General features: G+C 68.2%; 17 protein-coding genes and 1 pseudogene. All 18 read left to right on the plus strand.

The features are described from left to right. The first annotated feature begins 30 nt into the window (after nt 1-30). The 18 genes and pseudogenes from rpmI to tyrS all read left to right on the plus strand — a co-directional run bounded on the left by rpmI (nt 31) and on the right by tyrS (nt 19,746). Entirely contained in the window at nt 31-225 is a 195-nt protein-coding gene (rpmI, locus tag ACFWU2_RS16380; protein ID WP_378608000.1) for a 50S ribosomal protein L35, read from the plus strand. A gap of 71 nt (nt 226-296) precedes the next feature. Continuing rightward, nucleotides 297-677, plus strand: coding sequence for a 50S ribosomal protein L20 (rplT, locus tag ACFWU2_RS16385; protein ID WP_169622984.1), 381 nt, complete (start codon nt 297-299; stop codon nt 675-677). A 38-nt stretch (nt 678-715) separates the two neighbouring features. Then, nucleotides 716-1,546, plus strand: coding sequence for a TrmH family RNA methyltransferase (locus ACFWU2_RS16390; protein WP_378608002.1), 831 nt, complete (start codon nt 716-718; stop codon nt 1,544-1,546). Between the two features lie 93 nt (nt 1,547-1,639). Then, nucleotides 1,640-2,710, plus strand: coding sequence for a phenylalanine--tRNA ligase subunit alpha (gene pheS / locus ACFWU2_RS16395; protein ID WP_378608004.1), 1,071 nt, complete (start codon nt 1,640-1,642; stop codon nt 2,708-2,710). A 50-nt stretch (nt 2,711-2,760) separates the two neighbouring features. Further along, a complete protein-coding gene (pheT, locus tag ACFWU2_RS16400; RefSeq protein WP_378608006.1) occupies nt 2,761-5,247 on the plus strand; it encodes a phenylalanine--tRNA ligase subunit beta in 2,487 nt (828 codons plus the stop codon). A gap of 77 nt (nt 5,248-5,324) precedes the next feature. Continuing rightward, nucleotides 5,325-5,741, plus strand: a complete 417-nt coding sequence (locus ACFWU2_RS16405) for a PspA/IM30 family protein (protein WP_378608008.1) — start codon at nt 5,325-5,327, stop codon at nt 5,739-5,741. A 64-nt stretch (nt 5,742-5,805) separates the two neighbouring features. Beyond that, nucleotides 5,806-6,879 (plus strand): N-acetyl-gamma-glutamyl-phosphate reductase, encoded by a 1,074-nt coding sequence (gene argC, locus ACFWU2_RS16410; RefSeq protein ID WP_378608010.1) that lies wholly within the window; start codon nt 5,806-5,808, stop codon nt 6,877-6,879. 35 nt (nt 6,880-6,914) lie between these two features. Further along, a complete protein-coding gene (argJ, locus tag ACFWU2_RS16415; protein WP_378608079.1) occupies nt 6,915-8,147 on the plus strand; it encodes a bifunctional glutamate N-acetyltransferase/amino-acid acetyltransferase ArgJ in 1,233 nt (410 codons plus the stop codon). A gap of 23 nt (nt 8,148-8,170) precedes the next feature. Next, nucleotides 8,171-9,115 carry an acetylglutamate kinase gene (gene argB, locus ACFWU2_RS16420; protein ID WP_378608012.1) on the plus strand — a complete coding sequence of 315 codons (945 nt, stop codon included), beginning with the start codon at nt 8,171-8,173 and terminating at the stop codon, nt 9,113-9,115. Further along, a complete protein-coding gene (locus tag ACFWU2_RS16425; protein WP_378608014.1) occupies nt 9,112-10,299 on the plus strand; it encodes an acetylornithine transaminase in 1,188 nt (395 codons plus the stop codon). The genes argB and ACFWU2_RS16425 overlap by 4 nt, the downstream gene beginning before the upstream one ends. Before the next feature lie 6 nt (nt 10,300-10,305). Further along, a complete protein-coding gene (gene argF / locus ACFWU2_RS16430; protein WP_378608016.1) occupies nt 10,306-11,235 on the plus strand; it encodes an ornithine carbamoyltransferase in 930 nt (309 codons plus the stop codon). A 1-nt stretch (nt 11,236) separates the two neighbouring features. Continuing rightward, on the plus strand, nt 11,237-11,749 hold the full coding sequence (locus tag ACFWU2_RS16435) for an arginine repressor (RefSeq protein WP_378608018.1): 513 nt from the start codon (nt 11,237-11,239) through the stop codon (nt 11,747-11,749). A gap of 49 nt (nt 11,750-11,798) precedes the next feature. After that, nucleotides 11,799-12,998, plus strand: a complete 1,200-nt coding sequence (locus ACFWU2_RS16440; RefSeq protein WP_296549943.1) for an argininosuccinate synthase — start codon at nt 11,799-11,801, stop codon at nt 12,996-12,998. A 2-nt stretch (nt 12,999-13,000) separates the two neighbouring features. Next, nucleotides 13,001-14,422, plus strand: coding sequence for an argininosuccinate lyase (gene argH, locus ACFWU2_RS16445; protein WP_378608021.1), 1,422 nt, complete (start codon nt 13,001-13,003; stop codon nt 14,420-14,422). Between the two features lie 179 nt (nt 14,423-14,601). Then, a pseudogene (locus ACFWU2_RS16450) lies at nt 14,602-17,557 on the plus strand (alpha/beta fold hydrolase). A 41-nt stretch (nt 17,558-17,598) separates the two neighbouring features. Next, the gene (locus tag ACFWU2_RS16455) at nt 17,599-17,820 is read left to right on the plus strand and encodes a Trm112 family protein (RefSeq protein ID WP_378608023.1); all 222 of its coding nucleotides are present in this window, start codon (nt 17,599-17,601) and stop codon (nt 17,818-17,820) included. A 14-nt stretch (nt 17,821-17,834) separates the two neighbouring features. Next, nucleotides 17,835-18,461 carry a DNA-3-methyladenine glycosylase gene (locus ACFWU2_RS16460; protein WP_378608025.1) on the plus strand — a complete coding sequence of 209 codons (627 nt, stop codon included), beginning with the start codon at nt 17,835-17,837 and terminating at the stop codon, nt 18,459-18,461. A gap of 7 nt (nt 18,462-18,468) precedes the next feature. Continuing rightward, complete coding sequence (gene tyrS / locus ACFWU2_RS16465) at nt 18,469-19,746, plus strand: tyrosine--tRNA ligase (protein ID WP_378608027.1); 1,278 nt, start codon at nt 18,469-18,471, stop codon at nt 19,744-19,746. The last annotated feature ends 345 nt before the right edge of the window (nt 19,747-20,091 follow it).

The following is a 20,091-nucleotide window of genomic DNA, read 5'->3' on the forward strand; positions in this document are numbered from 1 at the left end:
ATGTACACACCGACAAGAACTGAGGACTCCATGCCCAAGTCGAAGACCCACAGCGGCACCGCGAAGCGATTCAAGGTGTCCGGCAGCGGGAAGATCCTGCGCCAGAAGGCCGGGCGCCGCCACCTTCTCGAGCACAAGCCTTCGACCGTCACTCGCCGTCTCGACGGCGTGGCAGTGGTCGCGCCCGCGGACGCCCCGCGGGTCAAGCGCCTGCTCGGCCTCTGAGCTTCCCCGACCGTTTCCCGCTCTCCGGGGACGAACAATTTCGTCCCCCGAACTTTGACAGGACTTAACCAGTGGCACGCGTGAAGAGGGCCGTCAACGCCCAGAAGAAGCGCCGTTCGATTCTCGAGGCCTCGAAGGGCTACCGCGGACAGCGCTCGCGTCTGTACCGCAAGGCCAAGGAGCAGCAGCTTCACTCGCTGACCTACGCCTACCGCGACCGTCGCGCCCGCAAGGGTGATTTCCGCAAGCTGTGGATCAGCCGTATCAACGCTGCGGCTCGCGCCAACGACATCACCTACAACCGCTTCATCCAGGGCCTCAAGGCCGCGGGTGTCGAGGTCGACCGCAAGATCCTCGCCGAGCTCGCCGTCTCCGACGCCGAGGCTTTCGCCGGCCTGGTCGCGCTCGCCAAGGCTGCGCTGCCGGCCGACGTCAACGCTCCGGCTGCCTGAGCACGACGCTGAACGACGACACAACACAGGAACGGCCCGTGGATCCGCTCACCGAGCGCACCCCGCGGGTCGTTTCTGCTGTGAAACTCTTGCGGGCCGCGGAACGACGCAAAAACGGGCGGTTTCTCGCCGAGGGTGAGAACTCCGTCACCGAGGCGCTCGTGGCCGGTCACGTGCACGACCTGTTCGTCACCGAGGCCGCGGCCGAGCGCTACCGCGACTGCGTGGACGCCGCGCACCGCGCGGGCGTGCGCGTCGCCACCGTCACCGAGAAAGCCGCGGCTCGTCTGTCGGACACGGTGACTCCGCCGGGACTGGTAGCCGTCTGCGACACCCTCGACGTACCTCTCGAAGCGGCGCTCTCGCCACGCCCCCGGCTCTTGGCGGTACCCGTCGCGATGGCGGAACCCGGCAACGCCGGCACCCTGATCCGTGTCGCGGACGCTGTCGGCGCCGACGCGGTGATTCTCGCCGGCGACTCGGTGGACCCGCACAACGGCAAGTGTGTGCGTGCGTCGGCAGGCAGCATCTTCCACCTGCCGGTGGCGCGGGAGCGGGACACCCCGCGTGTGCTCGACGCACTCTCCGGAGCCGGCGTGCAGATCCTCGCGACCGCCGCCGACGGTGAGGTCGATCTCGACGACGCCGACGAACTGCTTGCCCGCCCCACAGCGTGGCTGTTCGGTAACGAGGCCCACGGTCTCGATCCGCAGGTCGCCGCGCGGGCGGATCATCGGATCCGTATCCCGATCCGGGGCCGCGCCGAGTCTCTCAACCTCGCTACCGCTGCGTCGATCTGCCTGTACGCAAGCTCCCGGGTGCAGCACCGGCCCCCGGTGCAGACTCGGGCCTCCGGACCCATCGCATAGGATTTGTCGGTGCGCTGTCGACCATTCGGTCGCGGCTGCGCCTGCGAGAACATTTCGAACCATCGTTCGCCCGAAGAAGGAGTTGCACCGGTCGTGGCCAAGAATGAAGGCGGCACCCCGCCGGCAGTCGATCCGAGCGCCTTGACCGAGGAGGCTCTCGCTGCGGCCGAAAAGGCTGCGATCGAGGCGTTCGCGGCCGCTGCCGACCTCGACGCGCTCGCGCGGGCGAAGGTCGACCATCTCGGCGACAAGGCGCCCATCTCCCTCGCCAAGCGTGCGCTCGGCTCGCTGCCGGGCAAGGAGCGCGCAGACGCGGGCAAGCGGGTCAACGCCCACCGCTCCGCCGCGCAGGCCGCATTCGACGCCCGCAAGGAGGAACTGCAGGCCGAGCGTGACGCGGCAGTCCTCGTGGCCGAGGCCGTCGACGTGACGCTGCCGGCGACGCGCCGCCCGCTCGGTGCCCGGCACCCGATCAGCATCATTTCCGACCAGGTCGCCGACGTGTTCGTCGCGATGGGATGGGAAATCGCGGAAGGGCCCGAGGTCGAAACGGAGCATTTCAACTTCGATGCCCTCAACTTCCTGCCCGATCACCCGGCCCGCACGATGCAGGACACCTTCCACATCGCACCGGAAGGGTCGCGTCAGGTTCTGCGCACCCACACCTCCCCGGTGCAGGTGCGCACGATGCTGCACCGCGACATCCCGATCTATGTGGTGTGCCCGGGCCGCACATTCCGTACCGACGAACTCGACGCCACGCACACCCCGGTGTTCTCCCAGGTGGAGGGCCTCGCGGTGGACAAGGGCCTGACCATGGGTCATCTGCGCGGCACACTCGATGCCTTCGCGCGTGCCCTGTTCGGTCCGGAGACCCGGACGCGGATGCGTCCGAACTACTTCCCGTTCACCGAGCCGTCCGCCGAGGTGGACGTCTGGTTCCCGAACAAGAAGGGCGGCGCGGGCTGGGTCGAGTGGGGCGGCTGCGGCATGGTGAACCCGAATGTGCTGCGGGCCTCGGGGATCGACCCCGACGTGTACACCGGATTCGCATTCGGCATGGGTCTCGAGCGCACGCTCCAGTTCCGCAACGGCATCCCCGACATGCGCGACATCGTCGAAGGCGACGTGCGCTTCACCCTGCCCTTCGGTGTGCAGGGCTGACGCCCGCCACCCTCCATCCGTCCCCGAACGAACGAGAAAGCTGAACCCAAGTGCGAATAGCGCAGTCCTGGCTGACCGAGATCCTGCAGCGTGCCACCCCGGAGTGGAACGTCACGCCCGAGGAACTCGACGCGGGATTCGTCCGGGTCGGGCTCGAGGTCGAGGACATCGAAACCCTCGAACGCATCGACAATCTGGTCGTCGGACGGGTCGCCGAGATCACCGAACTCGAGGGGTTCAAGAAGCCCATCCGGTTCTGCAAGGTCGAGGTGGGTGAAGACGAGCCCCGCGGCATCGTGTGCGGCGCCCGCAACTTCGCCGAAGGTGACCTCGTGGTCGCCGCACTCCCCGGCGCGGTGCTTCCCGGCGGGTTCGCCATCGCGAGCCGCAAGACCTACGGGCAGGTGTCCGACGGGATGATCTGCTCGGTGAGCGAACTGGGTATCGGCACCGACCACTCGGGCATTCTGGTGCTCGAACCGGGAAGTGCCGAGCCGGGCGCGGATGCGAACGAACTGCTCGGGCTCGGCGACACGGTCGTCGAACTGAACATCACCCCGGACCGCGGTTACTGCTTCTCCGCCCGCGGCCTGGCTCGCGAACTCGCCTGCGGCTTCGACATCGAATTCGTCGACCCCGCTCAGGTCACCCCGTTGCCCGCCGACGGTGGCGAGGCCTACCCGATCCGGCTCGAGCCGGAGACCAAGGCCACCCGGTTCGCGGCACGCCGGGTGACAGGCATCGACCCGAACGCCGTGTCGCCGTGGTGGCTGCAACGGCGCCTGCACACCGCCGGTGTGCGCCCGATCTCGCCGGCCGTCGACGTCACGAACTACGTGATGCTCGAACTCGGCCAGCCTCTGCACGCATTCGACGCCGCCACCCTGCAGGGTGACATCGTCGTGCGCCGGGCTCGGGCAGGGGAGAAGCTGACCACCCTCGACGGTGTCGAGCGAGACCTCGATCCCGAGGACGTCGTGATCTGCGACGACTCCGGCGTCATCTCCCTCGCCGGCATCATGGGCGGCGCCACCACCGAGGTCGGGGACGCGACCACCGACATCCTGCTCGAGGCGGCCACCTGGGATCCGCTCGCGGTGTTCCGCGGCAACCGGCGTCACAAGCTCAGCAGCGAAGCCGGGAAGCGTTTCGAGCGCACCGTCGACCCCGCCGTCGCACGCGCCGCACTCGATCGGGCGGCAGCGCTTCTCGTAGAGATCGCCGGCGGCACCGTCGAGCCCACGCTCACCGACATCGTCGTTCCGACCGAACCCGTGTCGATCCGGATGGACATCAACCTTCCGGACCGCATCGCCGGGGTGACCTACCCCAACGGCACCGCCGCACGTCGGCTGACCCAGATCGGGTGTGCCGTGGAAGTGGGCGTCGGCGAAGACGGCCACGGTCAGCTCGTGGTGACGCCGCCGTCGTGGCGGCCCGACCTGCGTCAGCCCGCAGATCTCGTCGAGGAAGTGCTTCGCCTCGAGGGACTCGAACAGATCCCGTCGGTGCTCCCGGCCGCCCCCGCAGGGCGGGGACTGACTCCGAGCCAGAAGCGCCGCCGTGCCGTCGGAAAGGCGCTGGCCTACGACGGTTACGTCGAGGTGCTCGCCCCGGTCTTCCTGCCCACCGGCGTGTTCGACACCTGGGGACTCGACGCCGACGATCCGCGCCGCGTCACCACCAAGGTGCTCAACCCGCTCGAATCGGACCGCCCGGAACTGGCCACCACCTTGCTGCCCGGCCTCCTCGAGGTGCTCGCACGCAATGTCTCGCGCGGCCAGCGCGACCTGTCGCTGTTCTCCATCGCCCAGGTGGTGCAGCCGGGTCCGGACACGGTGGCGGTCGCGCCGTTGCCGGTCGACCGGCGTCCCAGCGACGACGAGATCGCGACCCTCGAGCAGTCGCTCCCGGCGCAGCCCGTGCACGTCGGGGGTGCGCTCGCGGGGATGCGTGAGCCCGCGGGACCGTGGGGACCCGGACGCGCTGCAGAGGCGTCCGACGCCTTCGCAGCCGCCGAGACTATCGCCAGGGCCGCGGGTGTGCATCTGGAACGTCGTGCAGCGCAGTATCTTCCGTGGCATCCGGGTCGTTGCGCCGAGCTCCTCGTCGACGGGGTGGTCGTCGGCCACGCCGGTGAGTTGCATCCGGCTGTCGTCGAGCGGGCCGGCCTTCCGCCGCGCACCTGTGCTTTCGAGCTCGATCTCGACGCCCTCCCGATCTCCGAGTCGCTGCCCGCTCCGGTCGTCTCGCCGTTCCCCGCGGTGCTGCAGGATGTCGCGGTGGTGGTCGACGCGAATGTGCCGGCGGCGTCCGTCGAATCCGCGCTGCGCGCCGGTGGCGGCGAACTGCTCGAAGACATCAGGCTGTTCGACGTCTTCGAAGGCGCGCAGGTGGGCGAGAACCGCAAGTCGCTCGCGTTCGCGTTGCGTTTCCGGGCGGCCGATCGCACGCTTACCGAGGACGAGGCGAGCGCTGCCCGTGACGCTGCGGTCGCTGCGGCTGCTGCCGCGGTGGGTGCCGAGATGCGTCGCTGAGGACATCCCACGGCGGGGGCGCGCCGGGTCACCGGTCGGCGCCCCCGCTCTCGGTCCGTCCCACGTAACCTGGATGTATGAGTAGCGACGAACGGAACCACGGCCGGATACCGGAGCCCGAGACGCCGGACGAGCCTGCGCCCGACGTCACACCGGCCGAACCCGCGACTCCTACGGTGCCCGACGTGCCGCCGGGGCCGGATGTCCCGGACGTGCCGCCGGCCGAGCCCGAACCGACCACCGATCCCGATCCCGTCGGTTCGGGGACGCGGGCGCCGACGATCGAGGAGATCACCGGGTACACCCGCGACGGGGTGCCCACGCTGGACTCGGTGCGAGAGAAGATCGAGCACCGTGCGGCGACAGCGATCGGCGCAGAGGAACTGGCCAGGGAAAGCGTATCCGGGCGCACCCTCGACGAGGAGTACGAGGCGCGGCAGGCAGCCGCAGCCGACAAGCTGGCGGAGATCCGGCGGTCGCTGCGTTCGGAATGACCCAGAGCTGGATGTGACCCAGAGCTGGATGAAATAATTTGCATCATCGTGCATAATCAATCGTATGGGTAATTCACCGGCATTCACGGCGACGCCGCAGTCGCCGCTACGGGTGGCCGTCGCGGGAGCGAGCGGTTACGCGGGCGGCGAGATCCTGCGCCTCCTTCTCGGCCATCCCGCGTACCAGGACGGATCACTCGTCATCGGTGCGCTGACCGCCGGGAGCAACGCCGGAGCCACCCTCCGCGAATTCCATTCGCATCTGCTGCCGCTCGCCGACCGGGTTCTCGCACCCACCGACCTCGACAGCCTCACCGGGCACGACGTCGTGTTTCTCGGCCTGCCGCACGGCCACTCCGCGGTCATCGCCGAGCAACTCCCCGAGACCACCGTCGTCATCGACTGCGGCGCCGATTTCCGGCTGACCTCCGGTGACGACTGGAAGCGCTGGTACGGCACCGACCACGCGGGCACCTGGCCGTACGGCATGCCGGAACTGCCCGGCGCACGCGACAAGCTCATCGGCGCGACCCGCATCGCTGTACCCGGCTGCTATCCCACCTCCGCGTCGCTCGCTCTCGCTCCGGCGGTCGCAGCCGGCATCGTGGAACCCTCGGTGCAGATCGTCGCGGTGTCCGGTGCCTCCGGCGCCGGCAAGTCGCCGAGAGTCGACCTGCTCGGTTCCGAAGTGATGGGATCGGTGCGGGCCTACGGCATCGGCGGCGCCCACCGCCACACCCCCGAGATCAAGCAGAATCTCTCGGCGCTCGCCGGCGCCGACGTCTCCGTCTCGTTCACCCCTGTTCTCGCACCCATGCCCCGGGGCATCCTCGCCACCTGCACGGCGCCGACCACGGCTACCGCCGAGGAAGCCCGCGCCGTCTACGAAAAGGCTTACGGGGATGAAACATTCGTGCACCTGCTGCCGGACGGGGTGCTACCCGCCACCGGCTCGGTGATCGGATCCAACGCCGTTCAGCTCGCCGTCACCGTCGACCCCGACGCGGGCTTGCTGATCGTGATCGCCGCGCTCGACAACCTGACCAAGGGCACCGCCGGAGCTGCGGTCCAGTCCATGAACCTGGCGCTCGGGCTGCCCGAGGCCGCCGGCCTGTCCACCGTAGGAGTGGCGCCGTGACCGATCTGACCGACAGCACCACGACGGAGGACAGCGTGGACGCCGCGTACGCACACGCCGTGGAGATCGCCGGAGGGCGGCTCATCCGCACCCAGGGCGTCACCGCCCCGGCAGGTTTCCGCGCCGCCGGTATCCGGGCCGGAATCAAAGCCAACGGCAACGCCGATCTCGCCCTCGTCCTCAACGAGGGACCCGAACTCGCCGCAGCAGGCGTCTTCACCACCAACAAGGTCAAAGCCGCTCCCGTCCTGTGGTCCCAGCAGGTCCTCACCGCCGGCGCGCTGCGCGCGGTGATCCTCAATTCCGGCGGTGCCAACGCGTGCACCGGACCCGGCGGATTCCAGGACACCCACACCACGGCCGAAGCGCTCGCCGACGCACTGAGCAACTGGGGCACCGAAACCGGTGCGGGCGAGATCGCCGTGTGCTCGACCGGGCTCATCGGCGACCGGCTGCCCATGGACAAGGTCCTCGCCGGCGTGCACGAGATCGTCCACGAACTCGCCGGGGGAATCTCCGGTGGCACCGATGCCGCCCACGCGATCATGACGACGGACACGGTCCCGAAGCAGGCGGCGCTCCACCACGCGGCGAACTGGAACGTCGGCGGCATGGCCAAAGGCGCGGGCATGCTCGCCCCGGCGCTCGCCACCATGCTCTGCGTGCTGACGACCGATGTCGTCGCTACCCCGGAACAACTCGATGTGGCGCTGCGCCACGCCAGCCGGAAGACGTTCGACCGTCTCGACATCGACGGTGCGACCTCCACCAACGACACCGTCTTGCTGCTCGCCTCCGGCGCCAGTGGGGTCAGCCCCACGCAGGACGAACTCGATGCTGCGGTCCTCGCCGTCTGCGACAGTCTCGCCGACCAGATGATGGCCGACGCGGAGGGTGTCACCAAACGAGTCACCGTCACCGTGCGGGGCGCCGCGAGCGAAGACGACGCCCTCATCGGCGCCCGGACCGTCGCCCGCGACAGCCTCGTGAAGACCGCGCTGTTCGGCTCGGACCCCAACTGGGGACGGGTGCTCGCCGCCATCGGCATCGCCCCGATCGAACTCGACCCGAACACGATCACCGTCACGTTCAACGGGCAGCCCGTGTGCATCGGCGGCGTCGGCGCCCCCGGTGCCCGCGAGGTGGACCTGTCCGGCATCGATATCGCGCTCGACATCGATCTCGGACTCGGCGACGCCGAGGTGTCGATCCGCACCACCGACCTGTCGCACGCGTACGTCGAAGAGAACTCGGCGTACTCGTCGTGACCGCGCACGTGACCGGAGCCGACATGGCCACAGATCTCATTGCGAGCCTGTCCGCCCAGCAGAAAGCATTCGTCCTCGCCGAAGCGTTGCCGTGGCTGCAGAAGTTCCGCGACAAGATCGTCGTGGTGAAGTACGGCGGCAACGCCATGATCGACGACGACCTCAAAACGGCATTCGCGGCCGACATGGCGTTCCTGCGCACCGTCGGCATCCACCCCGTGGTGGTGCACGGCGGTGGACCCCAGATCAACGCGATGCTGCGGCGTCTCGGGATGGAAGGCGAATTCCGGGGCGGGTTCCGCGTCACGACACCCGAAGTCATGGACATCGTGCGGATGGTGCTCTTCGGCCAGGTCGGCCGCGAACTCGTCGGCCTCATCAACGCGCACGGCCCCTACGCCGTGGGGATCTCGGGCGAAGACGCGCGGCTGTTCACCGCTACCCGTCGCACCGTCGTCGTGGAGGGCACGGACACCGACATCGGGCTCGTCGGTGACGTCACCACCGTCGACCCCGCCGCGGTCCTCGACCTGATCGCCGCCGGTCGCATCCCCGTGGTGTCGACCGTTGCGCCCGACATCCAGGGCGTCGTCCACAACATCAACGCCGATACGGCCGCCGCCGCGCTCGCCGAGGCGCTCGGCGCCGAGAAACTGGTGGTACTCACCGATGTGGAGGGGCTCTACACGAACTGGCCCGACCGTTCGTCGCTGACCTCGTCCATCGACGTGGACACGCTCGCCGAGCTGCTGCCTTCCCTCGATTCCGGGATGGTTCCCAAGATGGAGGCGTGCCTGCGCGCCGTCCAGGGCGGGGTACCGACCGCTCACGTGATCGACGGCCGCCAACCGCATTCGGTGCTGCTCGAACTGTTCACCGAGGAAGGCATCGGCACCATGGTCACCCCGGCCCAGGGCACCGCCACGCACACCCCGACGGTGCTCCCTGTCACGGAAGGAAACGCATGACCGACACGTCCGAGCTGCAGCAACGCTGGGCAGGCTCGCTCATGAACAATTACGGCGTACCCAAGCTGGCGCTCGTCGCCGGCGACGGTGCAGTCGTCACCGACGCCGACGGCATGCAGTACCTCGATCTGCTCGGGGGCATCGCCGTCAACAGCCTCGGCCACCGACACCCTGCGATCCTCGAGGCCGTCACAGCTCAGCTCGGGCAGCTCGGCCACGTGTCCAACCTCTATGCCTCCGCACCTGTGGTGGAACTCGCCGAACAACTCCTCGGGCACTTCGGACACCCCGGCCGCGCCTTCTTCTGCAACTCCGGCACCGAAGCCAACGAAGCGGCCTTCAAGATCGCCCGCCTCACCGGCCGGCCGAAGATCATCGCCTGTGAGAAGGCGTTCCACGGCCGCACCATGGGTGCTCTCGCCCTGACCGGCCAGCCCGACAAGCGGGCACCGTTCGAGCCGATGCCCCCCGGCGTCGAGTTCGTTCCCTACGGCGACATCGCCGCCCTCGACGCGGCCGTGGACGAGAACACCGCAGCCGTGTTCCTCGAACCCATCATGGGGGAGTCCGGGGTCGTCGTACCTCCGGAGGGTTACCTCGCGGAAGCTCGCCGCATCACCCGGGAACGCGGCGCGCTTCTCGTGCTCGACGAAGTGCAGACCGGCATCGCCCGCACCGGCACCTTCTTCGCCCACCAGGCCGCCGGTGTCGTGCCCGACGTGATGACGCTCGCCAAGGGTCTCGGCGGCGGTCTGCCCATCGGTGCCGTCCTCGCGACCGGACCGGCCGCCGACCTCTTCCAGCCCGGCAAGCACGGAACCACGTTCGGTGGGAACCCGGTGTGCGCCGCCGCGGCCCTCGCCGTCCTCCGCACCATCGACGAGCAGAACCTGCTCGACCACGTCAACGCCGTCGGCAAGACACTGAGCACCGGCATCGAGTCCCTCGGGCACCCCCTCGTCTCGCACGTGCGGGGCTCGGGCCTGCTTCTCGGCGTGGTCCTCACCGACACGAAGTCCGCAGCGGTCGAAACCGCCGCGCGCGAGGCCGGGTTCCTCGTCAACGCCCCAGCGCCCGACGTCATCCGCCTCGCGCCGCCGCTCATCCTCACCGAGCGCCAGGCCGAAAGCTTCGTCGCGGCGTTACCCGCCATCCTCGACAACGCCGACCGGGAAGGGAACTGAAGCACCGTGCTGAGACATCTTTTGCGCGACGACGACCTGACCCCCGCCGAACAGAGCGAAATCCTCGATCTGGCAGCGGAACTCAAGAAGGCCCCGCTGTCGCGGCGCCCGCTCGAGGGCCCCTACAGCGTGGCGGTGTTGTTCGACAAACCCTCCACCCGCACCCGATTCTCGTTCGACGCGGGCATCGCCCAGCTCGGCGGTCATGCCATCGTCGTGGACGCCGGCTCCACGCAGATCGGCAAAGGTGAAACGCTCGAGGACACCGCGCGCGTCTTCTCCCGGTTCGCCGAAGCGGTCGTGTGGCGCACCTTCGGGCAGGACCGCATCGAAACCCTCGCGGCGCACTCCACCGTGCCCGTGGTCAACGCCCTGACCGACACCTTCCACCCGTGTCAGGTGCTCGCCGACCTCCAGACCATCCGCGAACACAAAGGCCGTACCCACGGGCTGAAACTCACCTACTTCGGTGACGGCGCGAACAACATGGCCAACTCCCTGATGCTGGGAGGCGTCACCGCCGGACTCCACGTCACCATCGCATCCCCGACCGGCTTCACCCCCGACCCGAACGTGGTCGCCGCAGCCCGCGCGCGGGCCGAGGAGACCGGCGGCAGCGTCACCGTCACCGACGATCCCCGTGCAGCGGCGACCGGCGCCGACGTCCTCGTCACCGACACTTGGGTGTCGATGGGGCAGGAAGTCGACGGCAAGGACCGCGAGGCCCCCTTCCGGCCGTACCAGCTCGACGATGAGCTGCTGGCACTGTCCGATCCCGCGTCGATCGTGCTGCACTGCCTGCCCGCTTACCGCGGAAAGGAGATCACGGAAGAGGTCATCGACGGACCCCGCTCCGTCGTCTGGGACGAGGCCGAGAACCGCCTCCATGCACAGAAGGCCCTGCTCGTGTGGCTGCTCGAGCAGCGCAGGAGCTGACGTGAACACCGCGGAGGGAGCCATCGAACGGGCCGGCAGCGCCGCCCCGACGCGGGCCGCACGGCAGGCGCGCATCACCGCGCTCCTGGCAACCCGAGCGGTGCGCAGCCACACCGAACTCGCGGCACTCCTCGCGGCCGAAGGCATCGAGGTCTCCACCGCCACCCTCTCGCGTGACCTCGAAGAACTCGGTGCCGTCAAGCTACGTGGCGCAGACGGGGGAGCGGGCGTGTACATCGTGCCCGAGGACGGCAGCCCCGTCCGCGGAGTGTCCGGCGGCACGGATCGACTCTCCCGGCTACTCGGTGAACTGCTCGTCTCCACCGATGCCAGCGGCAACATCGCGGTCCTCCGGACGCCACCGGGGGCAGCGCACTATCTGGCCAGCGCACTCGATCGGGCATCATTACCGGAGGTGGTCGGCACGATCGCCGGGGACGACACCATTGCGGTGATCGCCCGGGAACCGATGACAGGGGCCCAACTGGCCGCCCTGTTCGAATCACTGGCCTGAACCATCACGTCTAGAGACGTAAACGAAAGAAAAGAAGGAGCACAAGACAATGGCCGATCGCGTCGTACTCGCCTACTCGGGCGGGCTGGACACCTCCGTTGCCATCAGCTGGATCGGCAAGGAGACCGGCAAGGAGGTCGTCGCCGTCGCCATAGATCTCGGTCAGGGCGGCGAGGACATGGAAGTGGTGCGTCAGCGTGCGCTCGACTGTGGCGCCGTCGAGTCCGTCGTCGTCGACGCCAAGGACGAGTTCGCCGACGAGTACTGCCTGCCCACCGTGCAGGCGAACGCGCTCTACATGGACCGCTACCCGCTGGTCTCCGCGATCAGCCGCCCGCTGATCGTCAAGCACATCGTGAAGGCGGCCCGGGAGTACGGCGGCACCATCGTCTCGCACGGCTGCACCGGCAAGGGCAACGACCAGGTGCGCTTCGAGGTCGGCTTCGGCGCCCTCGCTCCCGACCTGCAGGTCATCGCACCCGTGCGTGACTACGCCTGGACCCGCGAGAAGGCCATCGCCTTCGCCGCCGAGCACAACCTGCCGATCAACGTCACCAAGAAGTCCCCGTTCTCCATCGACCAGAACGTGTGGGGACGCGCCGTCGAGACCGGCTTCCTCGAGGACCTGTGGAACGCTCCCACCAAGGACGTCTACGACTACACCGAGGACCCCACCCTCAACTGGCAGGCTCCCGACGAGCTCATCGTCTCCTTCGAAGCGGGTCGTCCCGTCGCGATCGACGGCAAGCCCGTGTCTGTGCTCGAGGCGATCCAGGAACTCAACAAGCGCGCCGGCGCACAGGGTGTCGGCCGGCTCGACATGGTCGAGGACCGCCTCGTCGGCATCAAGAGCCGCGAGATCTACGAGGCGCCCGGCGCGATCGCGCTGATCACCGCGCACCAGGAACTCGAGCACGTCACCCTCGAGCGTGAGCTCGGCCGCTACAAGCGCCGTGTCGAAGAGCGGTGGAGCGAGCTGGTCTACGACGGCCTCTGGTTCTCCCCGCTCAAGTACGCGCTCGACGCGTTCATCCAGAACACGCAGGAACGCGTCACCGGCGACATCCGGATGGCCATGCACGGTGGGCACATCACCGTCAACGGACGTCGCAGCCCCGAATCGCTGTACGACTTCAACCTCGCCACCTACGACGAGGGCGACAGCTTCGATCAGTCCAACGCCAAGGGCTTCGTCCAGATCCACGGCCTGTCGTCGAAGGTCGCCGCGAAGCGCGATCTGGGCCTGTAATCATGGCCACCCACGGCACCAACGAAGGTGCGCTGTGGGGCGGCCGGTTCGAATCCGGACCGGCCGCCGCTATGGCGGCCTTGAGCAAGTCGACCCACTTCGACTGGGCGCTTGCGCCCTACGACGTGCGGGCGTCGCAGGCGCACGCCAAGATCCTGCATCGGGCGGGACTGCTGAGTGACGAGGACCTCGCGACCATGCTCGAGGGGCTCGAGGGCCTCGCCGCCGACGTCGCATCGGGCGCGTTCGTCCCGTCGGACTCCGACGAGGACGTGCACGGTGCACTCGAGCGCGGTCTCATCGAGCGGGTCGGCCCCGAGGTGGGCGGACGTCTGCGCGCCGGGCGTTCCCGCAACGATCAGGTCGCGACGCTGTTCCGCATGTGGTTGCGTGACAGCGCGCGGCGTATCGGCGACGGTGTGCTCGATGTCGTCGAGGCCATCGCAGGCCAGGCCGCCGCACACCCCGACGCCGTGATGCCGGGGAAGACCCACCTGCAGGCGGCGCAGCCGGTGTTGCTCGCGCACCATCTGCTCGCGCACGCGCATCCCTTGCTGCGTGATGTCGATCGTCTGCGTGACTTCGACCGGCGGACGGCTGTCTCGCCGTACGGGTCGGGCGCGCTCGCGGGCTCGTCCCTCGGGCTCGACCCCGAGGCAATCGCCGCCGATCTGGGATTCGACGCTGCCGCCGACAATTCCATCGACGCGACCAGTGCGCGCGACTTCGCCGCAGAAGCAGCGTTCGTCTTCGCTCAGATCGCGGTCGACCTCTCGCGGATGGCGGAGGAGGTGATCCTGTGGAGCACACCGGAATTCGGGTACATCACCCTCGCCGATGCGTGGTCCACCGGATCGTCGATCATGCCGCAGAAGAAGAATCCCGACGTCTCCGAACTGACCCGCGGCAAGGCGGGCAGGCTCATCGGAAACCTCACGGGTCTGCTCGCGACGCTCAAGGCACAGCCGCTCGCCTACAACCGGGACCTCCAGGAAGACAAGGAACCGGTCTTCGATTCGGTCGCGCAGCTGGAGCTTCTGCTTCCGGCGATCGCAGGGCTCGTGTCGACGCTGACGTTCCACACCGAGCGGATGGCCGAACTCGCGCCCGCCGGATTCACCTTGGCGACCGACATCGCCGAGTGGATGGTGCGCCAGGGCGTCCCGTTCCGCGTGGCCCACGAGGCTGCCGGCGCCTGCGTCCGCGCAGCGGAGACGCGCGGGGTGGGGCTCGAAGACCTCACCGATGCCGAACTCGCCGCTGTCGATCCCGCGCTCACCCCTCAGGTGCGTGAAGTTCTCACGGTCGAGGGCTCCATCGCGTCGCGGAACGCTCGCGGCGGCACCGCGGGAGTCCGCGTTGCCGAGCAACTCGGCAGGGTGCGGGAGACCGCGGCGGCGCTGCGGGCATGGGTGCGGGCCTGACAACACCCGCGTAGGCGGACGGCGTGCCTGTCCGTCCCCGGTCCCGGGCAGCGTCCGAATTGCCCGGGACCGGATCGCGGATATGGCAGGCTTACGCGTACACCCGTCATGTACCGGGGTCATGGGCGTCGTGGAGGGAAGCGATCGTGGGACTGGACGGTAGAGCGCTGACCGGACCGATGCGTCGGCTCATCGCGACGGCGCAGAACGGTCTCGAAGTCATCCGCTTCGGGGGACTCGAACCGGGTACCTCGTCGTCTCCGTATCAGGTCGTCGAACGGTGCGGGATGTACCGTCTCCGGCGCTATTTCCCCGACTCGGACACCGCAGTGTCCGGTCCACCCGTGGTGTTGGTGCCGCCGATGATGATGTCCGCCGACGTCTACGACGTCACCCGTGACAGCGGTGCGGTCGGTGTCCTGCACGCAGCGGGACTCGATCCCTGGGTGGTGGACTTCGGCTCGCCCGACCAAGAGGAAGGCGGGTGGGACCGCACCCTCACCGACCACATCCTCGCTCTCGACGAAATCGTCGACCGGATTCACGCGTACACCGGACACGACGTCCACCTCGGGGGTTACTCGCAGGGCGGCATGTTCTGCTACCAGGCTGCCGCCTATCGCCGCAGCCGCAACATCGCCAGTCTCATCACCTTCGGCAGTCCCGTCGATACCCTCGCCGCACTGCCCTTCGGTATCCCCGGAGCTGTCGCGACACTCTCGGCCGATTTCCTGGCCGATCACGTCTTCAACCGTCTCGCGATCACCGGCTGGATGGCTCGCACCGGATTCCAGTTTCTCGACCCGGTCAAGACGGTGCGGTCGCGCATCGACTTCCTCCGGCAACTCCACGACCGCGAAGCCCTCCTTCCGCGGGAGCCCCAGCGCAGGTTCCTCGACACCGAGGGCTGGGTCGCGTGGTCCGGACCCGCGGTTGCCGACCTGCTGCGCCAGTTCGTCGCGCACAACCGCATGGTCAGCGGCGGCTTCGTGATCAACGACAAGCCCGTGACGCTCGCGGAAATCACCTGTCCCATCCTGGCGTTCCTCGGAGAAGTCGACGACATCGGCCAGCCTCTCGCTGTACGCGGAATTCGCAGAGCGTCGCCGCGCGCCGAGGTCTACGAGTATTCGCTCCGCGCAGGACATTTCGGTATCGTGGTCGGATCCGTTGCAGCGCAACAGACGTGGCCTGCCACGAGCGAATGGGTGCAGTGGAGAGAAGGGATCGGGGACCGGCCCGTCGGGGTCAGTCCCATGACCGCCCCGGACCCGAGCGACGAGGGCGCGACCGGCGTCTCCATCAGTAGCCGGGTGGCGCACACGGTCGCCACGCTCGCCGATGTGGGCGCCGATATCGGGAAGGGGGTCGCCGAGGTCGCGACCGGCGCGGTGCGCGGTGCCCGCGACCTGTCGGGCGAAGCCGCGCGAGCACTTCCGCGTCTCGCTCGCCTGGGGCAGATCCAGCCCCGCACCCGTGTCTCGGTCGGCAGCCTCCTCGCGGAACAGGGGAGGAGAGCGCCTCAGCGCGAGTGCTTCATCTTCGAGGACCGGGTCTACACCTACGAAGCGGTCAACCGCCGCATCGACAACATCGTTCTCGGTCTGGTCGACAACGGCGTCCGGCCGGCGATGCATGTCGGTGTGCTCATGAACGTCCGGCCCAGTGCCATGGCAGCGGTGGCTGCCATCTCCCGTCTCGGCGCCGTATCGGTCCTGATCCCCCCTGGACCGGACGCGGCCGCCGCCGCCCGACTCGGTGGTGTGGAAAAACTCGTCTCCGACCCGGAGAATCTCGACCTCGCGATCGACACGGGCCTGCCGGTTCTCGTGCTGGGCGGCGGCGACGTCCGCGATCTCGACATAGAACCCGGCGCCGACGTCGTCGATCTCGAACGCACCGACATCTCCGGCGTGCACCTGCCGGGCTGGTACGTCCCGGACCCGGGCCTCGCTCGCGAATTGGCGTTCGTGCTCTTCGTGGGGAGCGGTCCGACGCTCGAAACCAAGCGGGTCACCAACTACCGCTGGGCGCTGTCGGCGTTCGGTACGGCGACGGCTGCGTCGCTCGGCCGGCGCGACACGATGTATTGCCTCGCACCGCTGCATCACTCGTCGGGCCTGCTCGTGAGCTTCGGCGGTGCGTTGGCGGGCGGAGCGCGGATCGCCCTGTCGAACAGACTGGACCCGGCGAAGTTCGGGGAGGAGATCCACCGCTACGGCGTCACGGTGGTCACGTACACGTGGTCGATGATGCGAGAGGTGCTCGACAGCCCTTCCCTGCACATCGACGCCAGTCACCCGATCCGGTTGTTCATCGGCTCCGGCATGCCTCCCGGGCTGTGGTGGCGCACCCTCGAACGTTTCGCCCCCGCGCGAGTGGTCGAGTTCTACGCGTCCACGGAAGGCGACGTGATCCTCGCCAACGTGTCGGGGTCGAAAGTGGGATCCAAGGGTCGTCCGCTCCCCGGCAGTGCTGCCGTCGGTCTCGCGGCCTACAACCCGCTCACCGGACGGCTCATCGAAGACGATCGCGGCTTCGTACGCTCGTGCGCCGACGACGAGGTCGGGCTTCTCCTCGGCAAGCCCGGTGCGGCCAACGAAGCGCTCGGCAGCGTCATGCGCGGTGTGTTCGAACCGGGTGACGTGTGGATCGCCACCGAGAACCTGTTCCGCCGTGACGCGGACGGTGACTACTGGCTTCTCGACAACAAACGCGGTGTGGTCGTCACCGCGCACGGACCGGTGTACTCGCAGCCGGTGATCGACATGCTCGGAATGATCCCGCGCATCGACCTGGCAGTCTCGTACGGAATCACTGTGGGAGACAGAGATATCGCGGTGGCCGCGTGCACGTTGCGCGGAAAAAAGGCCCCGACCGCAGCGGAGATCACGGCGGCTCTCGACGCCGTTCCCGAAGCGGAGCGGCCCGATCTGGTGCACATCGTCCCGTCCATCCCCCTCGGGCCGTCCTACCGTCCCGCCGCCGACAAGCTGCGCGAACAAGGCCTGCCGACCCCGACCGTTCGCTCGTGGTACGCGGACCGGGACACCGGCACCTACAAGCGGTTCACCAAGGCTGTTCGCCGCGAAATGGGCAGCGGGCACAGCGGGAGCCACGTCCGCCGCCCGGTAGGCTGAACCCGTTCCGTTGTGTACGAAGTCGGAAGGACCCCCGTGGCCGTCGATCCCACGCTGTTGAACATTCTTGCCTGCCCCGAGGACAAGGGGCCGCTGCTTCTCGTCGACGACACGGTTCTCTACAACCCTCGGCTGCGCCGCGCCTACCCGATCGAGAACGGCATCCCGGTGCTCCTGATCGACGAGGCCGTGGCCGTCGGTGACGCAGAGCACGACGATTACGTCACGCGCGGTGTTCCCGGCTGGACCCAAGACTGACCGACCCGGCCCCCGTGAGCGCGCAGTACCTCGAATCCCTCGATCCCGTCGAGGCGGCTCGTGCGCTGCTCGGTGCGGTGGTTCGGGTGGGTGATGTCGCGATTCGGCTCACCGAGGTCGAGGCGTACGGCGGACCGGAGGGCGGTCCCTGGCCCGACCCCTCCGCTCACTCGTATCGGGGGCCGAGTGAACGCAACGGCGTGATGTTCGGGCCCGCCGGCCATCTGTACGTCTACCGCAGCTACGGCCTGCATCTGTGCGCGAACATCTCGGTCGGACCCGACGGCGTCGCCGCAGCCGTGTTGCTGCGCGGCGGCGAGATCGTGGACGGTGAACAGTGCGCGAGCCGACGGCGGACGCCGGGCATGCCGCCCGACAAGCTCGCACGCGGACCCGGAAACCTTGCCGCGGCACTGGGATTGGACATCTCCGACAACGGTCTCGACGTGTTCTCTCCGCAGTCGCGGGTTCGCCTCGAACTGCCCGAGCGGCGGGACGACGTCGACGTGGCCTCCGGCCCGCGCGTCGGGATCAGTGTCGCCGCAGACCGGCCGTGGCGTCTGTGGATTCCGGGCTCTCCCGGGGTCTCTGCCTATCGACGGAGCCCACGGGCGCCGGCACTCCGAACACAAATGGGATGATCGAGCGGTGACTGAGCACATTCTCGACGAACTGACCTGGCGCGGGCTCATTGCCCAATCGACCGATCTCGATGCACTCCGACGCGATCTCGACGCAGGTCCTATCACCCTGTATGCAGGCTTCGATCCGACCGGGCCGAGCCTGCACGCCGGTCACCTGGTGCCGCTTCTTGCACTCAAACGATTCCAGCGCGCGGGCCACCGTCCGATCGTCTTGGCCGGTGGAGCGACCGGCATGATCGGCGATCCCCGGGACGTGGGGGAGCGCACGATGAACTCCGCCGATACCGTCGCCGACTGGGCGGATCGGATCCGGGGACAACTCGAACGCTTCGTGGATTTCGACGATTCGCCGACCGGTGCCATCGTCGCGAACAACCTCGACTGGACGGGGCGCCTGACGGCGGTCGACTTCCTGCGCGACATCGGCAAGCATTTCTCGGTGAACGTGATGCTGGCACGCGACACCGTCAAGCGGCGGCTCGAAGGCGACGGCATCTCGTACACCGAATTCAGCTACATGCTGCTGCAGGCGAACGATTACGTGCAGCTTCGCCGCGACTACGGGTGCGCGCTCCAGGTCGGTGGCTCGGACCAGTGGGGCAACATCATCGCCGGCGTCGAACTCAACCGACGGACCGACGGGGCATCGGTCCACGCGCTGACGGTCCCGCTCGTGACCTCCTCCGACGGCAAGAAGTTCGGCAAGTCGACGGGCGGGGGCAGCCTGTGGCTCGACCCGGAGATGACCAGTCCGTACGCCTGGTACCAGTACTTCGTGAATGCCGCGGACGCGGACGTCGTCAAGTACCTGCGGTGGTTCACGTTCCTCGACCGCGAGGAACTGGCCGAACTCGAAACCGCGACGGTCGAGCGTCCCCATGCACGCGAGGCCCAGAAGCGGCTCGCCGCGGAGATGACCACGCTCGTCCACGGCGCTGCGAACACCGCAGCCGTGGAATTGGCGAGTCGGGCTCTCTTCGGGCGCGGGGAACTCGCCGACCTCGACGAGCCCACCCTTGCGGCGGCGCTCACGGAAGCCTCGGTGGTGGACCTGCGTCCGGGTGAGCCCGACACGATCGTCGACCTGCTCGTCGCGACCGGTCTGTGCGAGAGCAAGGGAGCTGCGCGCCGGACGGTCAAGGAGGGCGGCGCGTCGGTCAACAACGTCCGCGTCTCGTCGGAGGAATGGACACCGGCCGACGGAGAGCTCCTGCACGACTACTGGCTGGTGATCCGCCGGGGGAAGCGCAATTTCGCCGGCGTCCGCGTGCACCGCAGCTGATCGCGACGACTCTGAGTCGCTTCCGGGCCGTTGACCAGGCGATTTGACGGCCCGGAAGCGTGGGCGTAACTTAGTCCTCGTTCGAGCGACAGGGACGCCGCCCCGGACCGAGAGGTTCGGAATTCAGTGGTGTCCTGTTACGTTACTCAGGACAGCCGAAGATCGAAGAACGCACGAGTTGCGGTCCGCCGGTCGGAGGTGATAGATTGGAACGGTTGCCCCGGAGCGGGTCAGACACAGTCTGGAACGCGATGGTGTGTGCGTGTTCTTTGAGAACTCAACAGTGTGCCGATGAATGTCAGTGCCAATTATTTTGGTGCGATCATCCGCTTTTGGTGGATGGTC

Source organism: Rhodococcus sp. NPDC058639, from assembly GCF_042717545.1.
In the GTDB taxonomy this organism is placed as follows: domain Bacteria; phylum Actinomycetota; class Actinomycetes; order Mycobacteriales; family Mycobacteriaceae; genus Rhodococcus.